Origin of the sequence: Microbacterium sp. LWH10-1.2 (assembly GCF_038397765.1) — a bacterium.
GTDB classification, from domain to species: domain Bacteria; phylum Actinomycetota; class Actinomycetes; order Actinomycetales; family Microbacteriaceae; genus Microbacterium; species Microbacterium natoriense.
The window spans coordinates 1,014,268-1,031,649 of sequence record NZ_CP151638.1 but is presented as its reverse complement, the minus strand read 5'-3'; the positions used below and the strand labels follow the sequence as shown (position 1 = coordinate 1,031,649).

Annotated in this window: 10 protein-coding genes; 3 read left to right on the top strand and 7 right to left on the bottom strand. The window is 65.3% G+C overall.

The window, feature by feature from the left end; genetic code table 11:
• Window positions 1–14 precede the first annotated feature (14 nt).
• A complete protein-coding gene (locus MRBLWH10_RS04865) occupies window positions 15–5,342 on the top strand; it encodes a DEAD/DEAH box helicase (protein ID WP_341941839.1) in 5,328 nt (1,775 codons plus the stop codon).
• 90 nt (window positions 5,343–5,432) lie between these two features.
• Here the strand turns inward: MRBLWH10_RS04865 and MRBLWH10_RS04860 are convergent, their stop codons facing one another.
• The 5 genes from MRBLWH10_RS04860 to MRBLWH10_RS04840 form a co-directional block, all read right to left on the bottom strand.
• Window positions 5,433–6,614, bottom strand: a complete 1,182-nt coding sequence (locus tag MRBLWH10_RS04860) for a tyrosine-type recombinase/integrase (protein ID WP_341941838.1) — start codon at window positions 6,612–6,614, stop codon at window positions 5,433–5,435.
• The gene (locus MRBLWH10_RS04855; protein ID WP_341941837.1) at window positions 6,607–6,867 is read right to left on the bottom strand and encodes a helix-turn-helix domain-containing protein; all 261 of its coding nucleotides are present in this window, start codon (window positions 6,865–6,867) and stop codon (window positions 6,607–6,609) included. Before MRBLWH10_RS04855 ends, MRBLWH10_RS04860 begins: the two co-directional genes overlap by 8 nt.
• A gap of 278 nt (window positions 6,868–7,145) precedes the next feature.
• Window positions 7,146–7,793: a hypothetical protein gene (locus MRBLWH10_RS04850; RefSeq protein WP_341941836.1), complete on the bottom strand. Its 648-nt coding sequence runs from the start codon at window positions 7,791–7,793 to the stop codon at window positions 7,146–7,148.
• On the bottom strand, window positions 7,790–8,629 hold the full coding sequence (locus MRBLWH10_RS04845; RefSeq protein WP_341941835.1) for a hypothetical protein: 840 nt from the start codon (window positions 8,627–8,629) through the stop codon (window positions 7,790–7,792). Before MRBLWH10_RS04845 ends, MRBLWH10_RS04850 begins: the two co-directional genes overlap by 4 nt.
• A 526-nt stretch (window positions 8,630–9,155) precedes the next feature.
• Complete coding sequence (locus MRBLWH10_RS04840) at window positions 9,156–9,587, bottom strand: sulfate permease (protein ID WP_341941834.1); 432 nt, start codon at window positions 9,585–9,587, stop codon at window positions 9,156–9,158.
• A gap of 199 nt (window positions 9,588–9,786) precedes the next feature.
• Here MRBLWH10_RS04840 and dprA point away from each other — a divergent pair, with 199 nt between their 5' ends.
• Both dprA and MRBLWH10_RS04830 read left to right on the top strand, forming a co-directional pair.
• On the top strand, window positions 9,787–10,782 hold the full coding sequence (gene dprA / locus MRBLWH10_RS04835; protein WP_341941833.1) for a DNA-processing protein DprA: 996 nt from the start codon (window positions 9,787–9,789) through the stop codon (window positions 10,780–10,782).
• Between the two features lie 56 nt (window positions 10,783–10,838).
• Window positions 10,839–12,086 carry an ATP-binding protein gene (locus MRBLWH10_RS04830; protein ID WP_341941832.1) on the top strand — a complete coding sequence of 416 codons (1,248 nt, stop codon included), beginning with the start codon at window positions 10,839–10,841 and terminating at the stop codon, window positions 12,084–12,086.
• An 8-nt stretch (window positions 12,087–12,094) separates the two neighbouring features.
• On the opposite strand, the gene mobF is transcribed toward MRBLWH10_RS04830, so the two are convergent.
• Entirely contained in the window at window positions 12,095–15,640 is a 3,546-nt protein-coding gene (gene mobF, locus MRBLWH10_RS04825; RefSeq protein ID WP_341942564.1) for a MobF family relaxase, read from the bottom strand.
• Between the two features lie 235 nt (window positions 15,641–15,875).
• Complete coding sequence (locus MRBLWH10_RS04820) at window positions 15,876–17,303, bottom strand: NAD(P)/FAD-dependent oxidoreductase (RefSeq protein WP_341941831.1); 1,428 nt, start codon at window positions 17,301–17,303, stop codon at window positions 15,876–15,878.
• Window positions 17,304–17,382: the final 79 nt, after the last annotated feature.

Sequence of the window (17,382 nt, the reverse complement as noted above, 5' to 3'; positions counted from 1 at the left end):
CGTTCCCAACTCCAGTGAAGATCGCCGACGACCTCCGAGACGCGTTCCTTCGCTATATCGATACTGCATACGCACTTCGAGACCAGACGCTCAGCAACGAGCGACGACGTCTTCTACTCGAGGGCCAAGGGAACCTGTTCGCGCCGCTCATGCTTGAGCCCGTGCTTCCCTACGACGGGGTTGCGTCTGTGGAGGAGGCCGCGAGGCAGGCGGGAGTCGACGCCCGCGATCTCGGTGATGTACTCCGGGCAGTCTTTAGCGTGACACCTGACGTGCTCTCGGACGTGAAGCTACGCAAACATCAGGCAGCCGCGCTCACGACGCATTTCGCGCCGAGCATCTCTCACAACCCCGTTGTGACATCGGGCACTGGCTCTGGAAAGACAGAGTCCTTCCTGATTCCGCTCCTGACCCGAATTATTGCTGAGAAACGGTCGGGGACCTCGCTAGCGCCAATTCACGAGTGGTGGGATCTGAAGCGACAGACCGACAACTGGCGACCGACACGAACCGTCGGCGTGAGCCCGGCGGCGGTCCGATCGGTGATCCTCTACCCGACCAACGCGCTGGTCGAAGACCAAGTTGCCCGGCTTCGACGGGCTGTCCGAGGTCTCCGGAATCAGGAATCACCGATTGACCTATGGTTCGGTCGCTACACGGGTGCGACACCCGGTTCGGGCGGAGTCCCGACTGGAAAGGTATCCGGACCGACGACCGCCGACGCGGCCCGAGATATGCGCGATCTATCGCGTTTGAACGCCAAGCTTGCTGAACTCAACGACCCAGACCTCATTGCTCAATTCCAGGATCCCTATGCCGGCGAGCTCATCACCCGCTGGGACATGATCGCCACTCCGCCCGACGTTCTGGTAACGAACTATTCGATGCTCAACGTGATGCTGATGCGCGACGTCGAGGAGCCAATCTTTGAGTCCACGAGACTTTGGCTCCAGCAATCGTCCGATCATATTTTCACTCTCGTCGTCGATGAACTGCACCTGTACCGCGGGAGCACCGGCGCCGAAGTCGGAATGGTCGTCAGAAACCTGGCATCGCGCCTTGGGCTCGAACCGTCGTCCGATCAATTCAGAATCATTGCAACGAGCGCCTCACTCCCCGGGGACGACTCGGGTCTGGAGTATCTAGAGCGCTTCTTCGGCGTCGACCGTACGTCCTTCCTTATCGAACCGGGGCAGCCCCGATCACTCGTTTCTGGAGAGCAGCCAACTACGGCCGAGGTGTTGAGCATCTCACCGCACGAACTTGGAGACGTCGCAACAAGGGATCGGTGGGCGGAAACCATCGCGGCAGCGTGCAGCGACCCGGACGATAGCCGTCCGAAGGCCACGCGTATCGAGACAGTGGCGACCCGCCTCTTCGGGGACGACCCACTGGCGCAGACGGCGCTGGCGACGATGCTCGGCGGCCTCGCCGACGTCGCCAAGCCCGCAATCCCGTTCCGCGGTCATGTGATGATGCGAGGGATGCGTGGCCTCTGGGCCTGCTCTGATCCCAGCTGCCCTGGTGGCACCGCTTCAGAGCCACGGCGAGTCGGTCGAATGTATGACACCCCACGGTCCACGTGCACTGAGTGTGGCGCACGCGTACTTGAACTCCTGTACTGCTTCGAGTGTGGCGACGTGAGCCTCGGCGGGTACGTCGTCGATCGGCCCGGTCGCGGCGCGGTGGTGCTTTCCACCACTCCAGTCATTCCCGGTGAGAATTCCGGTGACTTCGTGTACCGAAGGAACGATGACGAGTACAGATGGCTCTGGCTCGGCTCGCCCGTTCCCGACGCCCCCAACCGGCACAAGCTCCCTGCCGACATAGACGAGAATCAGGCCACGATCGAGACGAACTTCGGTGCCGCAACCTGGAATCCGAAACTCGGCTCGCTCACTCTTGGTAACTTTCCTGACGGCATCCCAGCGGTGGTTCTTAGCCACAACGCGGGCGATGACAGTGGGCTGGCCCTGCCGGCGCTTCCGGAAGCCTGCCCTCGCTGCGGTGGGAGTCAAGACAACCGCGATGCATCTGTTTACTTCGCCGGAAACGTCCGGTCGCCAATCCGTGCACACACTTCAGGTCGCGCACAGCTCAACCAAATGGCGGTGTCCCAGCTTTTCCGCAGCCTGGGGTCTGAGGCGGCGGAATCGAGGACGATCGTCTTCACCGACAGCAGGGACGACTCTGCACGAATCGCCGCCGGGATTGCGCTCAACAACTTCCGTGACCAAGTGCGGCAAGTCGTCCGACAACTTCTGCATGGCCGCGAGAACCCAGTGCCGATGCTACGAGCGCTCCTCAATGGTGAACTCGCTGACGATGCCCTCCGGCGGGCCGAGCAACTGCGCTCCAGCCGCCGGGAGCTCTTCGACAAGCTCCGGCTCGAGAGTCTCGGTGCAGCCGATACAGCGGACGAAGAGACGATCGCCGCTGCGGAGCGAGAAGCCGAATCCCTGCCGTGGTCGACACTCATCCACGATGCCGAGCGGGTGATGCTCGAAGTCGGCGTGAACCCGGCCGGACCAGGGCCGTCCGTTGCTGAAAGCGAGGGCGATGCCCCTTGGTACCGCGCTTATGAACCTCCGGTCCGCTACGCCTGGGAGCCACTGGCTGATGCCGTGGCACGTCCAATCCGCCAAGATCGCTACCGCCTCACGGCTAAGGCTGTTGCCGAAGCAGTTTTCGACCGAGCCTCACGAGACCTCGAATCCACTCGACTGGGCGTAGTTCGAGCGCGGCCGTCCGCGCCCAATAGCTGGGGCATCACGGAGGAGACCGCTAGCGATGTCCTGGCCAGTGTGATTCGTCTCCTCGGGATTGCAAAGCGTTTCGAGGGCGGGTATGCCGCCCAGTCAAATTCGGCGCCGAAGGTTGTCGTCACTTACTTGAAGCGCGTCGCCGCGAGGTATCAGCTCGATTGGCAGACCCTGGTGTCGGACACCGGCGAGTTCTTGCGCACGAGCAGCATCGTTGATGAGACCTGGGCGCTGAAGACCCAGACCGGTCAAGACGCTCTCGAACTCAGGACGCCCGGAGACAAGGTCTGGGTTTGCGAGAACTGCGGAACCACCCACCTGCATCCCTCTGCCGGCGTCTGCACCAATGAGGAATGCCCGAACGGGGTGCTCCACGAGGAGGAATGGTCCGAAGAGTTCGACTACTACGGATGGCTCGCCTCGCAACCGCTTCGACGTATGAGGGTCGCTGAGCTTACCGGCCAGACCAGACTCAGCGACCAACGAACCCGGCAACGGCTATTCAAGGGCGCAACGCTTCCTGCCCCCGCCGAGAGTGCTTTGGCTGACCCCCTCGATCTGCTTTCGGTGACAACCACGATGGAGGTCGGCGTCGATATCGGATCGCTCAGAGCCGTAGCAATGGCGAACATGCCGCCTCAACGGTTCAACTATCAACAGCGTGTCGGTCGAGCTGGACGTTCAGGTCAACCGTTCTCGTTCGCGGTCACCGTCTCGCGGGACCGAGCCCACGATGACTACTACTTCCAGGCGCCGGAGAAGATGACCGCAGCCGATCCTCCACCGCCGTTCATCGACCTGTCCCGGCCCCGGATTGTCCGTCGAGTGATCGCGGCAGAACTGCTCCGCAGGGCTTTCCTCACCGTCCAGAATCCGCCAAGGCGAACGGGTGACAGCATCCACGGAACGTTCGGCTTAACCCAAGATTGGCCACAACGAAGAGCCGATGTGGTGGCATGGCTTGAGGCATCCAATGACGTCCCCGTCGTCTGCGCGCGGTTCAGCGTGTACACGGCTCTCGATGTAGACGAACTCAATGACTGGGCGCGAGATGGTCTCGCCAACGACATCGACGAAGCTGTCGGGAACCCATACTTCCAGCACACTGAGCTCAGCGAGTTGCTCGCAAACGCCGGGGTGCTCCCGATGTTTGGTTTCCCGACGCGGGTGCGGCCGCTCTATTCAAAGCAGCTCCGCGGTGTTGGCGACGTAGAAAGGCATACAGTCGCCGATCGCGATCTCCGAATGTCCATCACGGCATTCGCTCCCGGAGCCGTCGTCGTGAAGGATGGTGCAGAGCACCTCGCGGTAGGCTTTGCGGCCTACAACATCATCGGGAAAAGTACACGAGCAAAAGATCCTCTCGGGGCACCCTTCCCGGTTCATCGTTGCGCACAGTGTGGCAGCCTCGACACGCGGCCAATGGACGAGTCGCTCAGGTGCTCAGTCTGCGGCGAGGAAATGAGGGCGTTCTCGCTCTATCAGCCTGAAGGCTACCGGACGATCTATAGCCAGCCGGACTATGACGACTCACACATCACGCCGATGTACGCCGGCTACTCCGAGCTTTCGACCAACACTGAACTCGGGCAGGAAGTGAGACTCCACGGCGTTTCACTTCGACTACTCGAGCAGGCGGAAGTCGTGGCCGTGAACGACAACAACCGCAAGCTCTTCGATCTGACCCGGCAGTCGGACGGGTCGGTGATTGCTCAGAATCGCGATCTCTATCGTCGCCGGCTTCCAGATTTCATGCGGACTGGCGGACAAGCCCTCGACCCAGCAGCGATCGGCGAAGTCCGTCGGACCGATGTGCTCCTGCTTGGCCTCGATGATCTGGCACTGCCAGAGGGCGCGGTCGCCACCCTGCCCTGGGCGTGTCCGGCAGGTAAGGGCGCGTTGCTTTCCTTTGCTGAGTTGCTCCGCAACGCTGCCAAGGAATACCTAGATATTGAGCAGTCGGAACTCGAGGTCGGGCTTCAGCCCACACGCAACGGCACCACCGTCTCGGCGCGGGTGTTCCTTGCCGATGCGCTCGACAACGGCGCTGGGTATGCGTTGGAACTCGGCGAACCGGCGACGTTCGAGAAGCTCCTCACCTCGGTCCGAGAAGAAACGGGTCGACGACTCCGTGAAGACCCACACGGCACAGCCTGCACCTCCTCATGCCCGGGCTGCCTCCGCAACTACGAGAATCGCTTCAATCACTGGGCGCTGGACTGGCGACTTGGGCTTGACGTCGTAGATCTTGTTCTCGGAAGAAGGCTCGACCTGTCCCATTGGACTGATCGAACCGCTGCGTTGATGCAGAGCTTCACTGACGGCTACGGCCCGCACCTCCGGATCGAGCAACATGTGGTCAACGGACTACCGACACTCGTTTCACCAGAGGGTCAAGGTGCCGCTGTCGTCATTGGCCACCCGCTCTGGCGACACGAGGACGCGCATTGGAATCCGAACGTGAGACGAGCCGTGACTGAACTGCGGGGCCGCGGCCTGTCCCACGTCACGGTTTCCGACACCTATGTCCTAGACCGCACACCGATCAAACTGTTCAACGCGTTGCTTGAGAGTGTGTGAAGCCGACAGCGGAAGTTCTCGGCATGCCTCCAAGAGCAACGATCTGCCGCAGATCAGTTGACCCAAGTACACGGCGCTGTCGATCCACGCTCAGCTTGCTCGGGTAAATACCTCGTCAAGCAGCTGCGCCGTGACGGGGTTCACGGTCTCGTTGCGCTGGATGTAGTGCTGCATCGTGATCCGCGGGTCGGTGTGCCCGAGGAGCTCGGAGGCGAGAAGCGCGCCTTGCGCGTCGTTGACGACAGTGGCGACGGTGCGGCGGAAGCGGTGCGGGGTGACGTTCTCGATCCCGGCCTCGTCCATCACGTCGCGCAGGAGCCGGCGGATGTTGTTCGTCGTGTGCGGCGTCCCGACCCGCGTGCTGAACAGGAGGTCACCCGCTTCGGTGTCGCCGCTACGCAGCAGGCGTGAGCGGATCGCCTGCAGCGCGAACGACGGCAGTGCGACGCGGCGAACCGAGCGATCCGTCTTCGGATGATCCTGCCGGTGGGTCGGCTCACCCTTGCGGCTGATGATCGTCCCGGCGATCCTCGCTGTCGGGATCGGGCCATCAAGATCGAGATCCTGGAGTCGGATGGCGAGGACCTCGCCGATGCGCGCAGAGGTACCGAGCATGACCTCGACGATCTGCCCGAGCTGCCGATCCGGCCTCGGACCCGCCAGAACCCGCCGGGACTCCCAAGCCTTGATCGCCGCCCGGATGTCCTGCACCTCGCCGATCGTGAACGCGTCGGGGATGGTCTTCTTCCGGTGGAGCCGGGAGACGTGATCCATCGGGTTGCGAGGCAGGATCTCGTGACGGACCGCGAGCGCGAGTGCGAGTCGGAGGACGACGCGGGCGTGCTTGGCGCGGCTGTAGCTGCGCTTGGCGAGTTGCTTGAGGAAGTAGTCGCAGCGGGCGACCCCGATCTCCCGGAGTGTGAGGTCTTTGAACGCGGGGAGGACGAGGGCGCGCATGTCGCGCTCGTAGAGGTTCCTTGTGGTTCGTGAGAGGCGGTCTTCGATCTCCATGTCTTCCAGCCAGTAGGTGACGAGCTCCGGGAACGAGCTGTCGGCGCTCATGCCGTTGAAACCGGGCTGGTGGAGGGAGCGTTCGGCGAGCTTCTGCTTGAGCTTGCGCTCCGCGGCAGCTCGTGAGGGACCAGTGGCCTGAACGAGCCGGTTGTTGCCGTCCCAGTCTCGGTACCGAGCGCGGGCCACGTGGTTGCCGTTCGACTGGGCACTGGTGGCGATGACTCCGAAGGTGCCGATCGGCGTGCGGGGCCTACCCACGTGCGCCCTCCCCCGCTCCCGGAAAAGTGGCGGCCCCGGTAGGGGCGGCGGGCTCGCGCATGGTGTCCATCCAGGCGCGGATGTCGGTGATACCGAACATGATGCGCTTGCCGAAGCGGTAGGCGCGGGGGCCTTTGCCGTTGGTACGCCAGTCGTAGATAGTGGAGACGGGCACGCCGAGGTAGCCGGCGAGTTCGTCGATGTTCAGGAGCGGTTCGAGACCGTGAGGGTTGGACCGTTGTTCTTCGTTCATCCCTCCAGTCTCAAAGGCTATGACACGCGGCGATGCCGTCCGGGGGCTTCTAGAGACGAGGGACGCAACCGCTGTTGCGGGACGGACGGGTCACGCAGATCGGGCGATGCGTCCGACCCCACGCCCCCAGAAGGTCCGCCGTTCGCCATCTTCGCAGACAGCCCACCCGTCGATACAGGTCGTCACATGTCACCTCTGACACTTGAAGCGGGTTCCTGGCACCGACCAGCACCTTCTAGGACCCAAAACCCTGTGAACGTAGTCACTTCGACGTCCATTTATGGAGTGGGAGAAGGACTAATGATGTTGACGACTACGGGCGCGGGAGTGTCATCCAGCGGAACTGCCCACGATACGGCGTGAGCGACTGCGAGCAATGCCAACCCAAGCAACGCGATCAGGAACCCATCACGGAAGACCGTGACCATCGCGCGACGTGTCCTTGACGTCACGTACGCTGCCCAGACGTACTGACGAAGCTCCTCGCGCTGTCCGTCCTTGAGGTGGGCGAATTCTTTGACGTCCACGACGCCTAGAACCTTCTTCGATACCGCGACGCCCCCGAAGATCAAGATAGAAAGGACGACGATTAGAACACCAATAGTCCAGATGATGAGCGGCCAGGGAGAGTCCGGAGTGACAGCCCAAAGTCGCTCGAAAGCACCTGCGCTGAGCCCTACCGCAGCGACAATCGCGGTGAGCGCGAACTCAGCACGGCGCCGCACAGATTCGACGCCTTCCGATTCGGATTTCAAACGATCTTGATAGATATCGCGAATGACGGTGATGTTTCGCTTGTGGGTCCCGTCAATCCACTTCGTGTCGGGCGCCTCCTCTTCCGGTAGCCACACGGTTCTACCGAAGAGGAGTCCAGCTACTGTGCTTGCGACCATCCGCGCTTCGTCACGAAGCTCCGCCATACTCATGAGGTCACGAGTAATAGATCTGCGATCGCTTCGGCGACGGCGTCACCAATCACGCGAGGCAAGAAGAGCCACTGTCCAGCCGGATTCACATCGATGAGGAACGTCTCGCCATCAGGCTCCTGAATCCAGTCTTGACTTGTGTAACCCAACCCCAGCTCTCGCGCGACCGCTACAGCCCCATCCCGAACAATCGGCGACACATCGTTGACTTCTTTGAAATCCGAGTGATTAGCCGAACTCTGTCGCCAATCTGCTGGAGCGCTCGCTTGCACGTCCAGAGCGGCCGCCCATACGCGATCTCCAACGGTCACCACGCGGAGGTGCCTAGATGCATGCAGGCGTTCTTGGATGATGAAGGGCGCAGAACTCAAGGCGCGCAAGCGATCATCGTCCGGCATCATTGGTTCCGCGTACACGGTCTTGACGTCGCCGTCGGCAACGAACTGACCGGTCCCGAGTGGCTTGACCACCACCTCCCCGGAGAAGGCAGCCACGACGGCGCTTCTGCTCGTGGTTACCAGCGTTCGAGGGTAAGGGACACCAAGTGTCCGCGCCGTCCGCCACTGGGTGAGTTTCGACTCAGCGCCTCTAAGCGCACGCGGTTCTGTAACCCAGCTGACGTTGGCCGCATCTATCAGCCATGAGTAGGCCGAGTGCCACGTGCCCAGTTCCAGAGCCTCCACCGAACCGGTTTCAACCCCGAGGCCCCAATCAGCACGGTGAAAACGCCGCAACCATCCGGCGCGGGGACGATCGAGGTCGATCGACTCTCCCTCCGCGTTCACGACGCAACCGGTGTCGCCGATCACGAGTCCCGAACCGTCGCCATCATCCATGATCGACTCCAGATCGACTATGAACGGTCCGTGGCCACGCGCCACAAGCGCATCTGCAACTACTACAACGTGCGGGTCTTCTCGATGTCCGATGATGATCGGTGCTTCAAGAGCCAAGGTTACTGGCGAGAGGTCAAGACGAGAGGAGCAACTGACTCGTCAGAATCGGACGTTTCGATGGACTCGGTGAGCGTCGCCGTGCCGCGCATTCGCTCCGCTCTGATCGGCGACGAGCGAGCGAGCTCGACGAACAGTGATCGCCGGGCAGGTCGAAGCGACATCAGCCAACACTGGAGATAATCGTCGGAACGTATCCGAACCCGTGATCGGAGGTCTCGATCGTAGCCGTAAGTGTCGAGGGCGCGGGTCGAGGGCGCGGCTCAGGCTCCGGACGTTGCCCGCTGACGGCGAGCATCCCGAATAAAGATTCTGAGGTACTCATCGCAGCTCCCTGAGTTGATGTAGAGGATATGGTCACACTCTACTGGGACGCTCCGACAGGTGAGCTTTGCCTCGCGGAGCGTATTCAGTGTCCCGTCAACCTCGTCGTTAGGGCTAGGTCTTTTCCGTCGTGGTTCCGTCCCTCAACCGTGCCTGCTGTTGCGGACTCGGCTGACTCCAACGCCTCTCGCTGGCGGCGCGCGCCTCGGCCTGCGAAGGCTTCCCGAATGCGGATGCGCACGATCAGGATGACGCTGATCGGGCCGATCGCGAGGAATTTGAGCGCGTTCCAGCAGAACACGAGCACGAGGAGGTTCAGCCACCCGGGGCCGCCCTCCTCGATCAGCGTGAGGCAGTAGTTCGCGGCGAGGAAGTACGGTACGGCGAGGAGCATCACGGGGATGCCCCATTTCAGGCCGCGGCGAGTACGGATCGCGTCGAGCGCGATGTTGGTGGGCATGTAGCGCCGCAGGTAGTGGCGGGCGTGGGCGCCGAGCGCCCAGAGCAGGCGGATCATGGCGTTGTCCTCTCGTGGCACGGTCAGGTGACGAGACAGTGCGTAGAGAGTGGCCTGAGGGCCTGTCCGCGAGGACGCCAGATCAAGGAGGAATCTGCCTCGCTCCCAGGGTACGACCCACCGGCGACATCCGTAAGAGTTGCCCCCGCTCGTTCGGGTGACACTCGCACACCTGTCTGGCACACGGACGGGAGCCGGCATGGTCACGATCACTTCTCTCTCCACGGACGAGCGCGCCGCACGGGTAGCTCTGGCGGCGACCTTGGAGCCAGACGATGCGGTGACCGGCCGACTCATCGCTGCGGTCGGCGTCGCCGAGACTGTCCGCCTGGCAACTGGCACCGGCGCGTTCCCGAAGAAGGTCGATGCGGTCGAGGCCGGGCTGTGGCGCCATAAGGTTGCCCCACGAATGGATGTCCACGCGGTCACGCAGGCACTGTTGGAGAGCGACCGTCTCGGGCTGCGCATCCTCATCCCGGGCGACAGCGACTGGCCGACAGCTCTGAATGACCTGGGCGAGCGTGCCCCGACTGCCCTGTGGGTGCGCGGTGCGACCTCGTTCCTCACCGCTCCGCTGAGCGATCGAGTGACGATCACCGGAGCCCGCGCTGCCACGAGCTACGGCGAGCATGTCGCGGGCGAGCTCGCCTCCGATTTGACGCATGCCGAGCGGGTCATCGTGGCCGGCGGCGCCTACGGCATCGATGCCGCCGCACACCGAGCCGCGTTGGCCGCTGGCGGGCAGACCCTCGCTGTGATGGTCGGCGGCTTGGATCGGCTCTACCCGTCCGGCAACCGGGCGCTGCTGGAACGAGTCGGAGACCTCGGGCTGCTCGCTAGCGAGATGCCGCCCGGTTCCGCGCCGACCAAGTGGCGGTTCCTCGCCCGCAATCGCATCCTCGGTGCCCTCTCCGGTGCGACCGTCATCGTGGAGGCCGGCTACCGCTCCGGCTCCCTCAACGTCGCCGCTCGCGCCGCGCAGCTCGGCCGTCCGGTCGGCGCCGTGCCCGGCCCGGTGACCAGCGTTTCCAGTGCTGGGACGCACCGGCTTCTGCGCGAAGGCATCGCGTCACTCATCACCGATGCCATAGACGTCACGGCGCTCCTCGACCCGCCCGCAGGCGTGAGCGGGAAGGCACTCGCACGTGAGTCGGCCATCACCCCGTCCGCTCACCGGGAGGGGCGCGCGCTGTAGGCGACCTCCGGTCGGCGTCACCGCCAGTTGTCGCGGGTGATCCCTACGCTGGGGTCATGACTTTCACCGCTCTACATCGCGCCCTCGGGGTCGCTCCTGGACCGCTGACGGACGAGCTGCTGGATGCGGCGGTGAGCAGCGGAGTCGTGGAGACGAACGATCTGGACTGGAAGTCAGAGCTGCCGCCGGCGAAGGGCCTATCGCAAACGGACTTCCCCAAGGACGTTGCAGCGATGGCGAACAGCGGCGGCGGTGTCATCGTGTTCGGAGTACGCGAGTCGCAGAAGGCCGCGACAGAGCGGGTCGACGTCGGAGAGTTTGATGAAGCGTACGAACGATCCCTGCGCTCCGCGGCGATCACCGCGATCTCCCCGCCTGTCTTCGGCCTCAACATGCACCGTCTCGGAGTCGAGGGGGCCCGCGCCGTCGTCGTGGAAGTGCCGGTAAGCGTCGACGGGCCGCACCTGATCTACCGCAACGACTACTTCGGCGCTCCGGTGCGCAACGACTCCGACACCGTATGGATGAAGGAACGCCAGATCGAGACGATGTACCGAGCCCGCTTCGATGAACGCCGCCACGCCGGCGAAGCGCTCGACAACCTGTATGCCGAGACCGCGGGCGGGCGCGCCACGAGCGAACGCGCCTGGTTGGTCGCTGTCGCCCACCCGCGCGTCCCTCGACTCCACAACCGCCTGACGCGCGACGGCGCGCGCGACGTGCTGACTAAGGCGGAAGGCTTCGCCTTGCTCTACGCCGGACGTGGCGGGGTGCACCCGCTGGAAAACGTCGACCGGCACAATCCGCGACCGGGGTTGCGTCGCTGGGTCGCCGTCAACACCGCCACGGGCGACCGATCACTGTGGAGGGAAGCATGGGCGAGCCTCCGCCACGACGGATCAGTTACGCTCGCAGCCGCAGTCGGCGGCCATCGCATGAGTAGTGACGGGTACTTCGAGGGATCGCAGGTCCAGTCAGACGCGGTCGAGTGCGGCGTCGCAGACCTGATGGCTCTCATCCGGGCGACCGCCGACGCGACGGGCAACGACGAGTACGACGTGCGCGTTGGGATCGAGTGGACCGGTTCGGAGCCCCTGATGATCCTGACTGTGGACAACTTCGGTCACTCCTACGGCGGTGTCTCCACGCCGTTGCACCGCTACATACCTGTCGAGAGCACCGTGAACGCGGCGGCTGCCGATCTTGACTTCTACTGGCGCGTTCACGACCTCGCTCAGGACTGCGTGAACCAGGGCGGCGTCTCGAACGTACGGATGATCCAACCACCAGATCGAACAGAGTAGCCGGGCCATTACAACGACGGCCTGACGCGCTGCGGCCCGGTGCGCCGAGCGCGTTCCTGCTCTGGCTGTTCGGGGTGGGCGAGGTTCAGTGCCCGGTCGAGCGCGGCACGGGCGCGGGCGGCGTCAAGCTTCTGCGTCTCGACCTCGGCGGGTGCCCCGAGGGGTGCAGGCCCGGTGATGCCGTAGCGGTCACGGTAGGCAGCGATGGTGCGAGCCGCGTTCCGCCATGCTTGGGCCGCTCGTGCCTGTTTCGGCTGGACGCCGAGTCTTGTGATCCACCCGTGCTTCTCCGTGAGCGCGGTGTCGAGGAGCGCATCGGTCCGGGTCTCGATGAGGTCGCGCCGCTCCGCCAGCGCCCGCCGCATCTCGGACGGCATGGCGCTGGTGACTTCAGGGATGAGGCCTGCAATCAAACGTGGTGCCTTCCGCGCGCGACCGGACCCTCCAGGGCGGGCAGTCGCCATAGCGACGCGGTAGTGCAGGACGGCCGCGATGTCATCGGCGTCCCCGACCCCGCGTGCTCCCACGAGGCGCGGCAGCAGGGCCTCGACGTCGTGCTGGTTCGCCTCGGCCCGCCGCAGCTCGGCGGTCAATGCGCCGAACGCTGGTGAAGCGATTGTGTCGTCTGCGTCGTCTTCGCTGAGCCCCGACGATCGGATGAGCGCGGCCCAGCGGTCGTGTTGTGCGGCAGCGGCCAGGGTCTCGTACTCTGCGGCGAGCTGCGCGATCGAGGCCCAGGCGTCCTGCTCGACGGTGATCGTCTCGTGCGCCGACAGCTCGGCGCCGACGTGCCGCAGCACTCCGAACAGCACCGAGCGGGCCGTCGCTCCGGTGTTGTCGCCGGGGTGCGGGCCATCGTGGGCAGGGTCGGGCTTATCGACAGCGACGTAGGCGATGTTCTCTTCGCGGCCACGGGTCATGGCGACGTAGAACGTCTCTCTGGTCATCGACGCATCCGCCAGGACGTGTGAGGAGTCGACCGTGATGCCCTGCGCCCGGTAGGAGGTGACGGCGTAGCCGAGGTCGAGATGTTCGGCCGCGTACTTGGCCGGGACCACGACCGACGCGCCCCATCGTTTGCTTGCGCGGCGGAGTGTGAGGGCGCCGTCGTCGCGGACCTCGGTGACCGTCCATCTGTCGCCGTTGCGGACCCAGGACCGGCCCGCGCGCAGGCGGCGGTCGTTGCGGCGGGTGATGACCGTGTCCCCGGTCGCGGCTCTCGTGCCGTCGTGTAGTTCGACCTCGCGGCGGGCGTTCACGGTGCCGTCGAGGATCAGATCAGCCCGCGCCCTGTTGTTGAGCGCTTGGACAGACTCGTTGGAGTCGGTCACGAGGACGCTGGCTCGCCCGGCGAGGGTGTCCGTACGCCAGGCGGTGTAGGCGGCGTCGATCATCTCCTCCGTCTCGCCGCCGATCACGCGGCCGTGCTCGATGTAGGTGTCGATGATGTCGGTGCGGCCGTACCGCAGGGCGAGGGATGCGGTCTTCTCCCACGGGTTGACGAACCGGTGCACGTCGACCAGTTCCGGAGCGTCGTCGCGGTCGTGAACTAGGAGGGAGAACGCGCCTCCGGCGGTGACGGACTGGAGCTGGGCGTGATCTCCGACCAGCAGCACCTTCGCCCCGGCCTCGGCCGCCTGGGTGGTGATGCGGTCGAGGGAGAGCGTGCCCGCCAGGGACGCCTCGTCGACGATGACGAGCTGTCCCTTGCGGAACGTCTCGCCGGTGCGGTCGTGGGCGTCGAGCCACTTGGCCGTGTTCTCGGTGGGGATGCCGAGGTCATCGGCCAGGACCTGCGCGGCGGCTGCGGACGGCGCGAGCCCGACCACGCTGCCGTGCCCGTGCTCGTGCTCCCATGCCCGCCGTAACGCCGACATCGCCGTGGTCTTCCCCGCACCGGCTGGGCCGACCAGTACATCGACCATCCGGCCTGAGAGCGCGATCTTCGTCAGCGCGGCTGCCTGGTCGTCACCGAGCATCCGCCCCTTGCTGTCGGGGCGTTTCGTGATTCGTTCGACGGTGGTCAGCGGAACGGTCGGCGCCGTGGTGGTGCGGGAGCGCTCGAGGAGGCGGTCTTCAGTGGCCAGCAGCACCTCGGAGGAGAACAGTACGGAGTGCTTCGGACGGAACACACTCGTGCCGTCCGGTCGGCGGAACTCCGCCGGGCTGGATGCGAGCTCCGGCGGGGTCAGGCGCAGCGAGGCCGCCTCGGCAGCGTCAACGACCATTCCGACGACGGCTTCGCGACCCTCGGTCGACGCGAACCGGTAGGCCATGGTCTGCCGAGCGGCCTCGGCGGTGAGGTTCCAGCGATGCCAAGTGGAGCGCTTCTCACCGACCGTAGCCACGACGTCTACCCCGAGCGAGTCGATCACGTCCAAAGGCACGTCGTCGGCGCGCAGCAGCAACGGCTCCTCGTTCGCCGTCACGCCGCGCGCCCACGAGGTCGCATCCTCCCCGAGCACCCGCCCGGCCCGTTCCCGCCACGAGGCGGTGAGGTCGGCCAGCGACCGCACCTCCTTCTCCGGCCGAGTGGAGAGCGTGGCCTGAGCGCGGAGCTTCATGATCGTCGCCGGCGACGGCCGCCGCCCATGCGTCTCGACGTAGCGCTCGATGAGGCGATCGGTCTCGGCGTCGATGTGCCGGGCACGGGTGGAGAACTCCTTGACCAGAGCCTCCGGCACGCTGGTGATCGCCCATGCGGGGTTCCGGTCGCGGCCCATGTTGCGGGCCTCCCACGAGACGCCGAGCATCCGGGTGAGGTGGTCAGCGAAGACGGCCTCGTGCAGTTCGGAGAGGGCGACAACGGCGGCGTGCATCGGTCGCCCGTCCAGCGACCGCCATTTGCCGTCGAGGACGGTCTGCACCTTGTTGCTGATGACGACGTGCGTGTGCACGTGGGGGTCGCCTGCCCGGCTGTCGTAGTGATCGAACGCCGTGGCGATCAGGCCGCGGACGTCGACCTGTGCAACCGCGCCGTCGCGGCCGGTTGCGCCCGTGCGGGTGGCTGCAACCTCTCGCTCCATGAACGCAATCACCTCCGCAATCGCCGCGTGGTGCGCGTCCGCGATCAATGCCTGCGTTCCGGCATCCGCGACCGCCCAGAGCACGCTGGCGGACTTCGGGATCGAGAACGTGAAGTCGAACCCCGCAACTGCCCGCCGCGTCCCGCGCTCGGCTTCCTCCGTTTCGATGGCTGCGACCGCTTCTGCGCGTGATGCTGGCCCGATCGATGGATCGAGTGCCCCGGTGCGCGCCTCGACCCGCTCGGCCACGCTCCGGTACTCGGGGTACGCGCGGCCGAGCGGTTCCCCGGTGATGGGGTCGCGGCCCATGCCGACCAGGAGCTGGAGCTGGGCTTCGGAGACCTGATCGGCCACGCTGATCCGTCCGCCGCCGAGCGTGGCGACTCCGGCGCCGAGCCAGCGACCCGGCGGGGTGCCCTCGGCGTTGTAGTAGCGCGTCAGCGGGGTGGAGAGCGAGCGGTCGCCGTCGCCGGCCGCGACGGTGCGCAGCAGATACTTGTACCCGTCGCCCGCGCTCATCACGCGCATCGAGACCGTCACCCAGGCCGCCTCCTTCCGCTCACTCGAGAGGTGAGCGGAAGCGGCCGGTCGCATCAGATGCGACACGCCGGAACGCGCAGCGCCCTCGATCTGCAAGAGGCGTGGCGGTTCGGGCGGCTCGATGGTGGTCCTGGACGAGCGCGGTCCGAGCACCAGTGTTGTCGAGGACGTTCTTCGAGAACGAAGTTCGCTCGTGATCCGGCGCCGATGACTCGAGAACTACTCAAGCTTCCACTTGCGGTCGTCCGTATACCTCAAGGAAGCGGAGCCACACCTCGCTCACGGTGGGGAAGGCGGGGACGGCGTGCCAGAGTCGGTTGAGGGGGATCTCTCCGACGATCGCCATGGTCGCCGCTTGCACGAGCTCGGCGACGTCGGGGCCGACGAAGGTGGCTCCGACGATGACCTGTCGGGTCTCGTCGATGATGGCGCGCGCTCGACCCTGGTAGTGCTCGCGTTGCAGGCTCGCGCCGGCGATGTGGCCAAGTTCGTAGTCGATGACGCGGACGTCGAGGCCGCGGGTGGTGGCCTGCGCGGCGGTGAGGCCGACGGATGCGACCTCGGGTGAGGTGAACACCACCTGCGGGACGGCGAGATGGTCGGCTGTGGCGACGTGCGCACCCCATGCGGCATCCGACACCCTTCGGCCGGTTGCGCGTGCGACGATCACGTCGCCCGCGGCGCGGGCCTGGTACTTGCCCTGGTGGGTGAGGAGTGCGCGATGGTTGACGTCGCCGACCCCGTAGAGCCAGTCGAAGCCGTGCACGCGCAGCGTGTCGTCGACGTCCAGCCAGGCGCCCGGCGTCAGGCCGACGTTGTCGAGTCCGAGGTCGGATGTCGCTGCGGCGCGGCCTGTGGCGACGAGGACCTCGTCCGCGATGATCTCCCCCGCACTCGTCTGGATCACCACCTGGTCACCGTCGCGATCGACGCGGGAGATGGAGGTGTCGGTGTGGACGGTGATGCCGTTCGCACGGAAGTTCTCGACGAGCATGGTTCCGGCGAAGTCTTCCATTCCTCCGAGGAGGCCGTGGCGGGCGAGGATGGTCACCTCGCTTCCGAAGCTCGCGAATGCGGTCGCCATCTCGGTCGCGACCACGCCGCCGCCGATCACGGCGAGACGGGGCGGCACCTCGTGGGCGCTGGTCGCGTCGCGGCTCGACCAGGGCTTCGCCTCGGCCAGGCCCGGGATGTCGGGAATGGCTGCCACGGATCCGGTGGAGACGGCGACGGCGTGCCGCGCGGTGATCACTGTCTGCTCGCCGTCGGCGTCGGTCACGGTGACCTCGCGCTCGCCGCTGAGGCGGCCGCGACCGCGCACCAGCTCGATCCCGGCGCTGTCCAGCCATGCGACCTGACCGGCATCCGACCATCCGTCGGTGATCGCGTCACGTCGCGCGAAGACTGCGGCGACGTCAAGCTTCCCGGTGATGGCGGAGGCGACGCCGGGCACAGCACGCGCAGCCTCGAGCACCTGTCCCGGCCGCAGAAGCGCCTTGGACGGGTCGCATGCCCAATACGAGCATTCCCCGCCGACCAGCTCGGCCTCGATGATGATGGCCTCCAACCCGCCCTGGACGACACGGTCGGCGACGTTCTCTCCGACCGGGCCGGCGCCGATGACGACCACGTCGGTCTCTCTACGGTTCATGGAGTTCTCCTTGTTCGGGATTCGGTTCTTTGCGACGGATGATGTGACGGTCGTTGGCGCTCGCGAGGCCGGCTCTTCG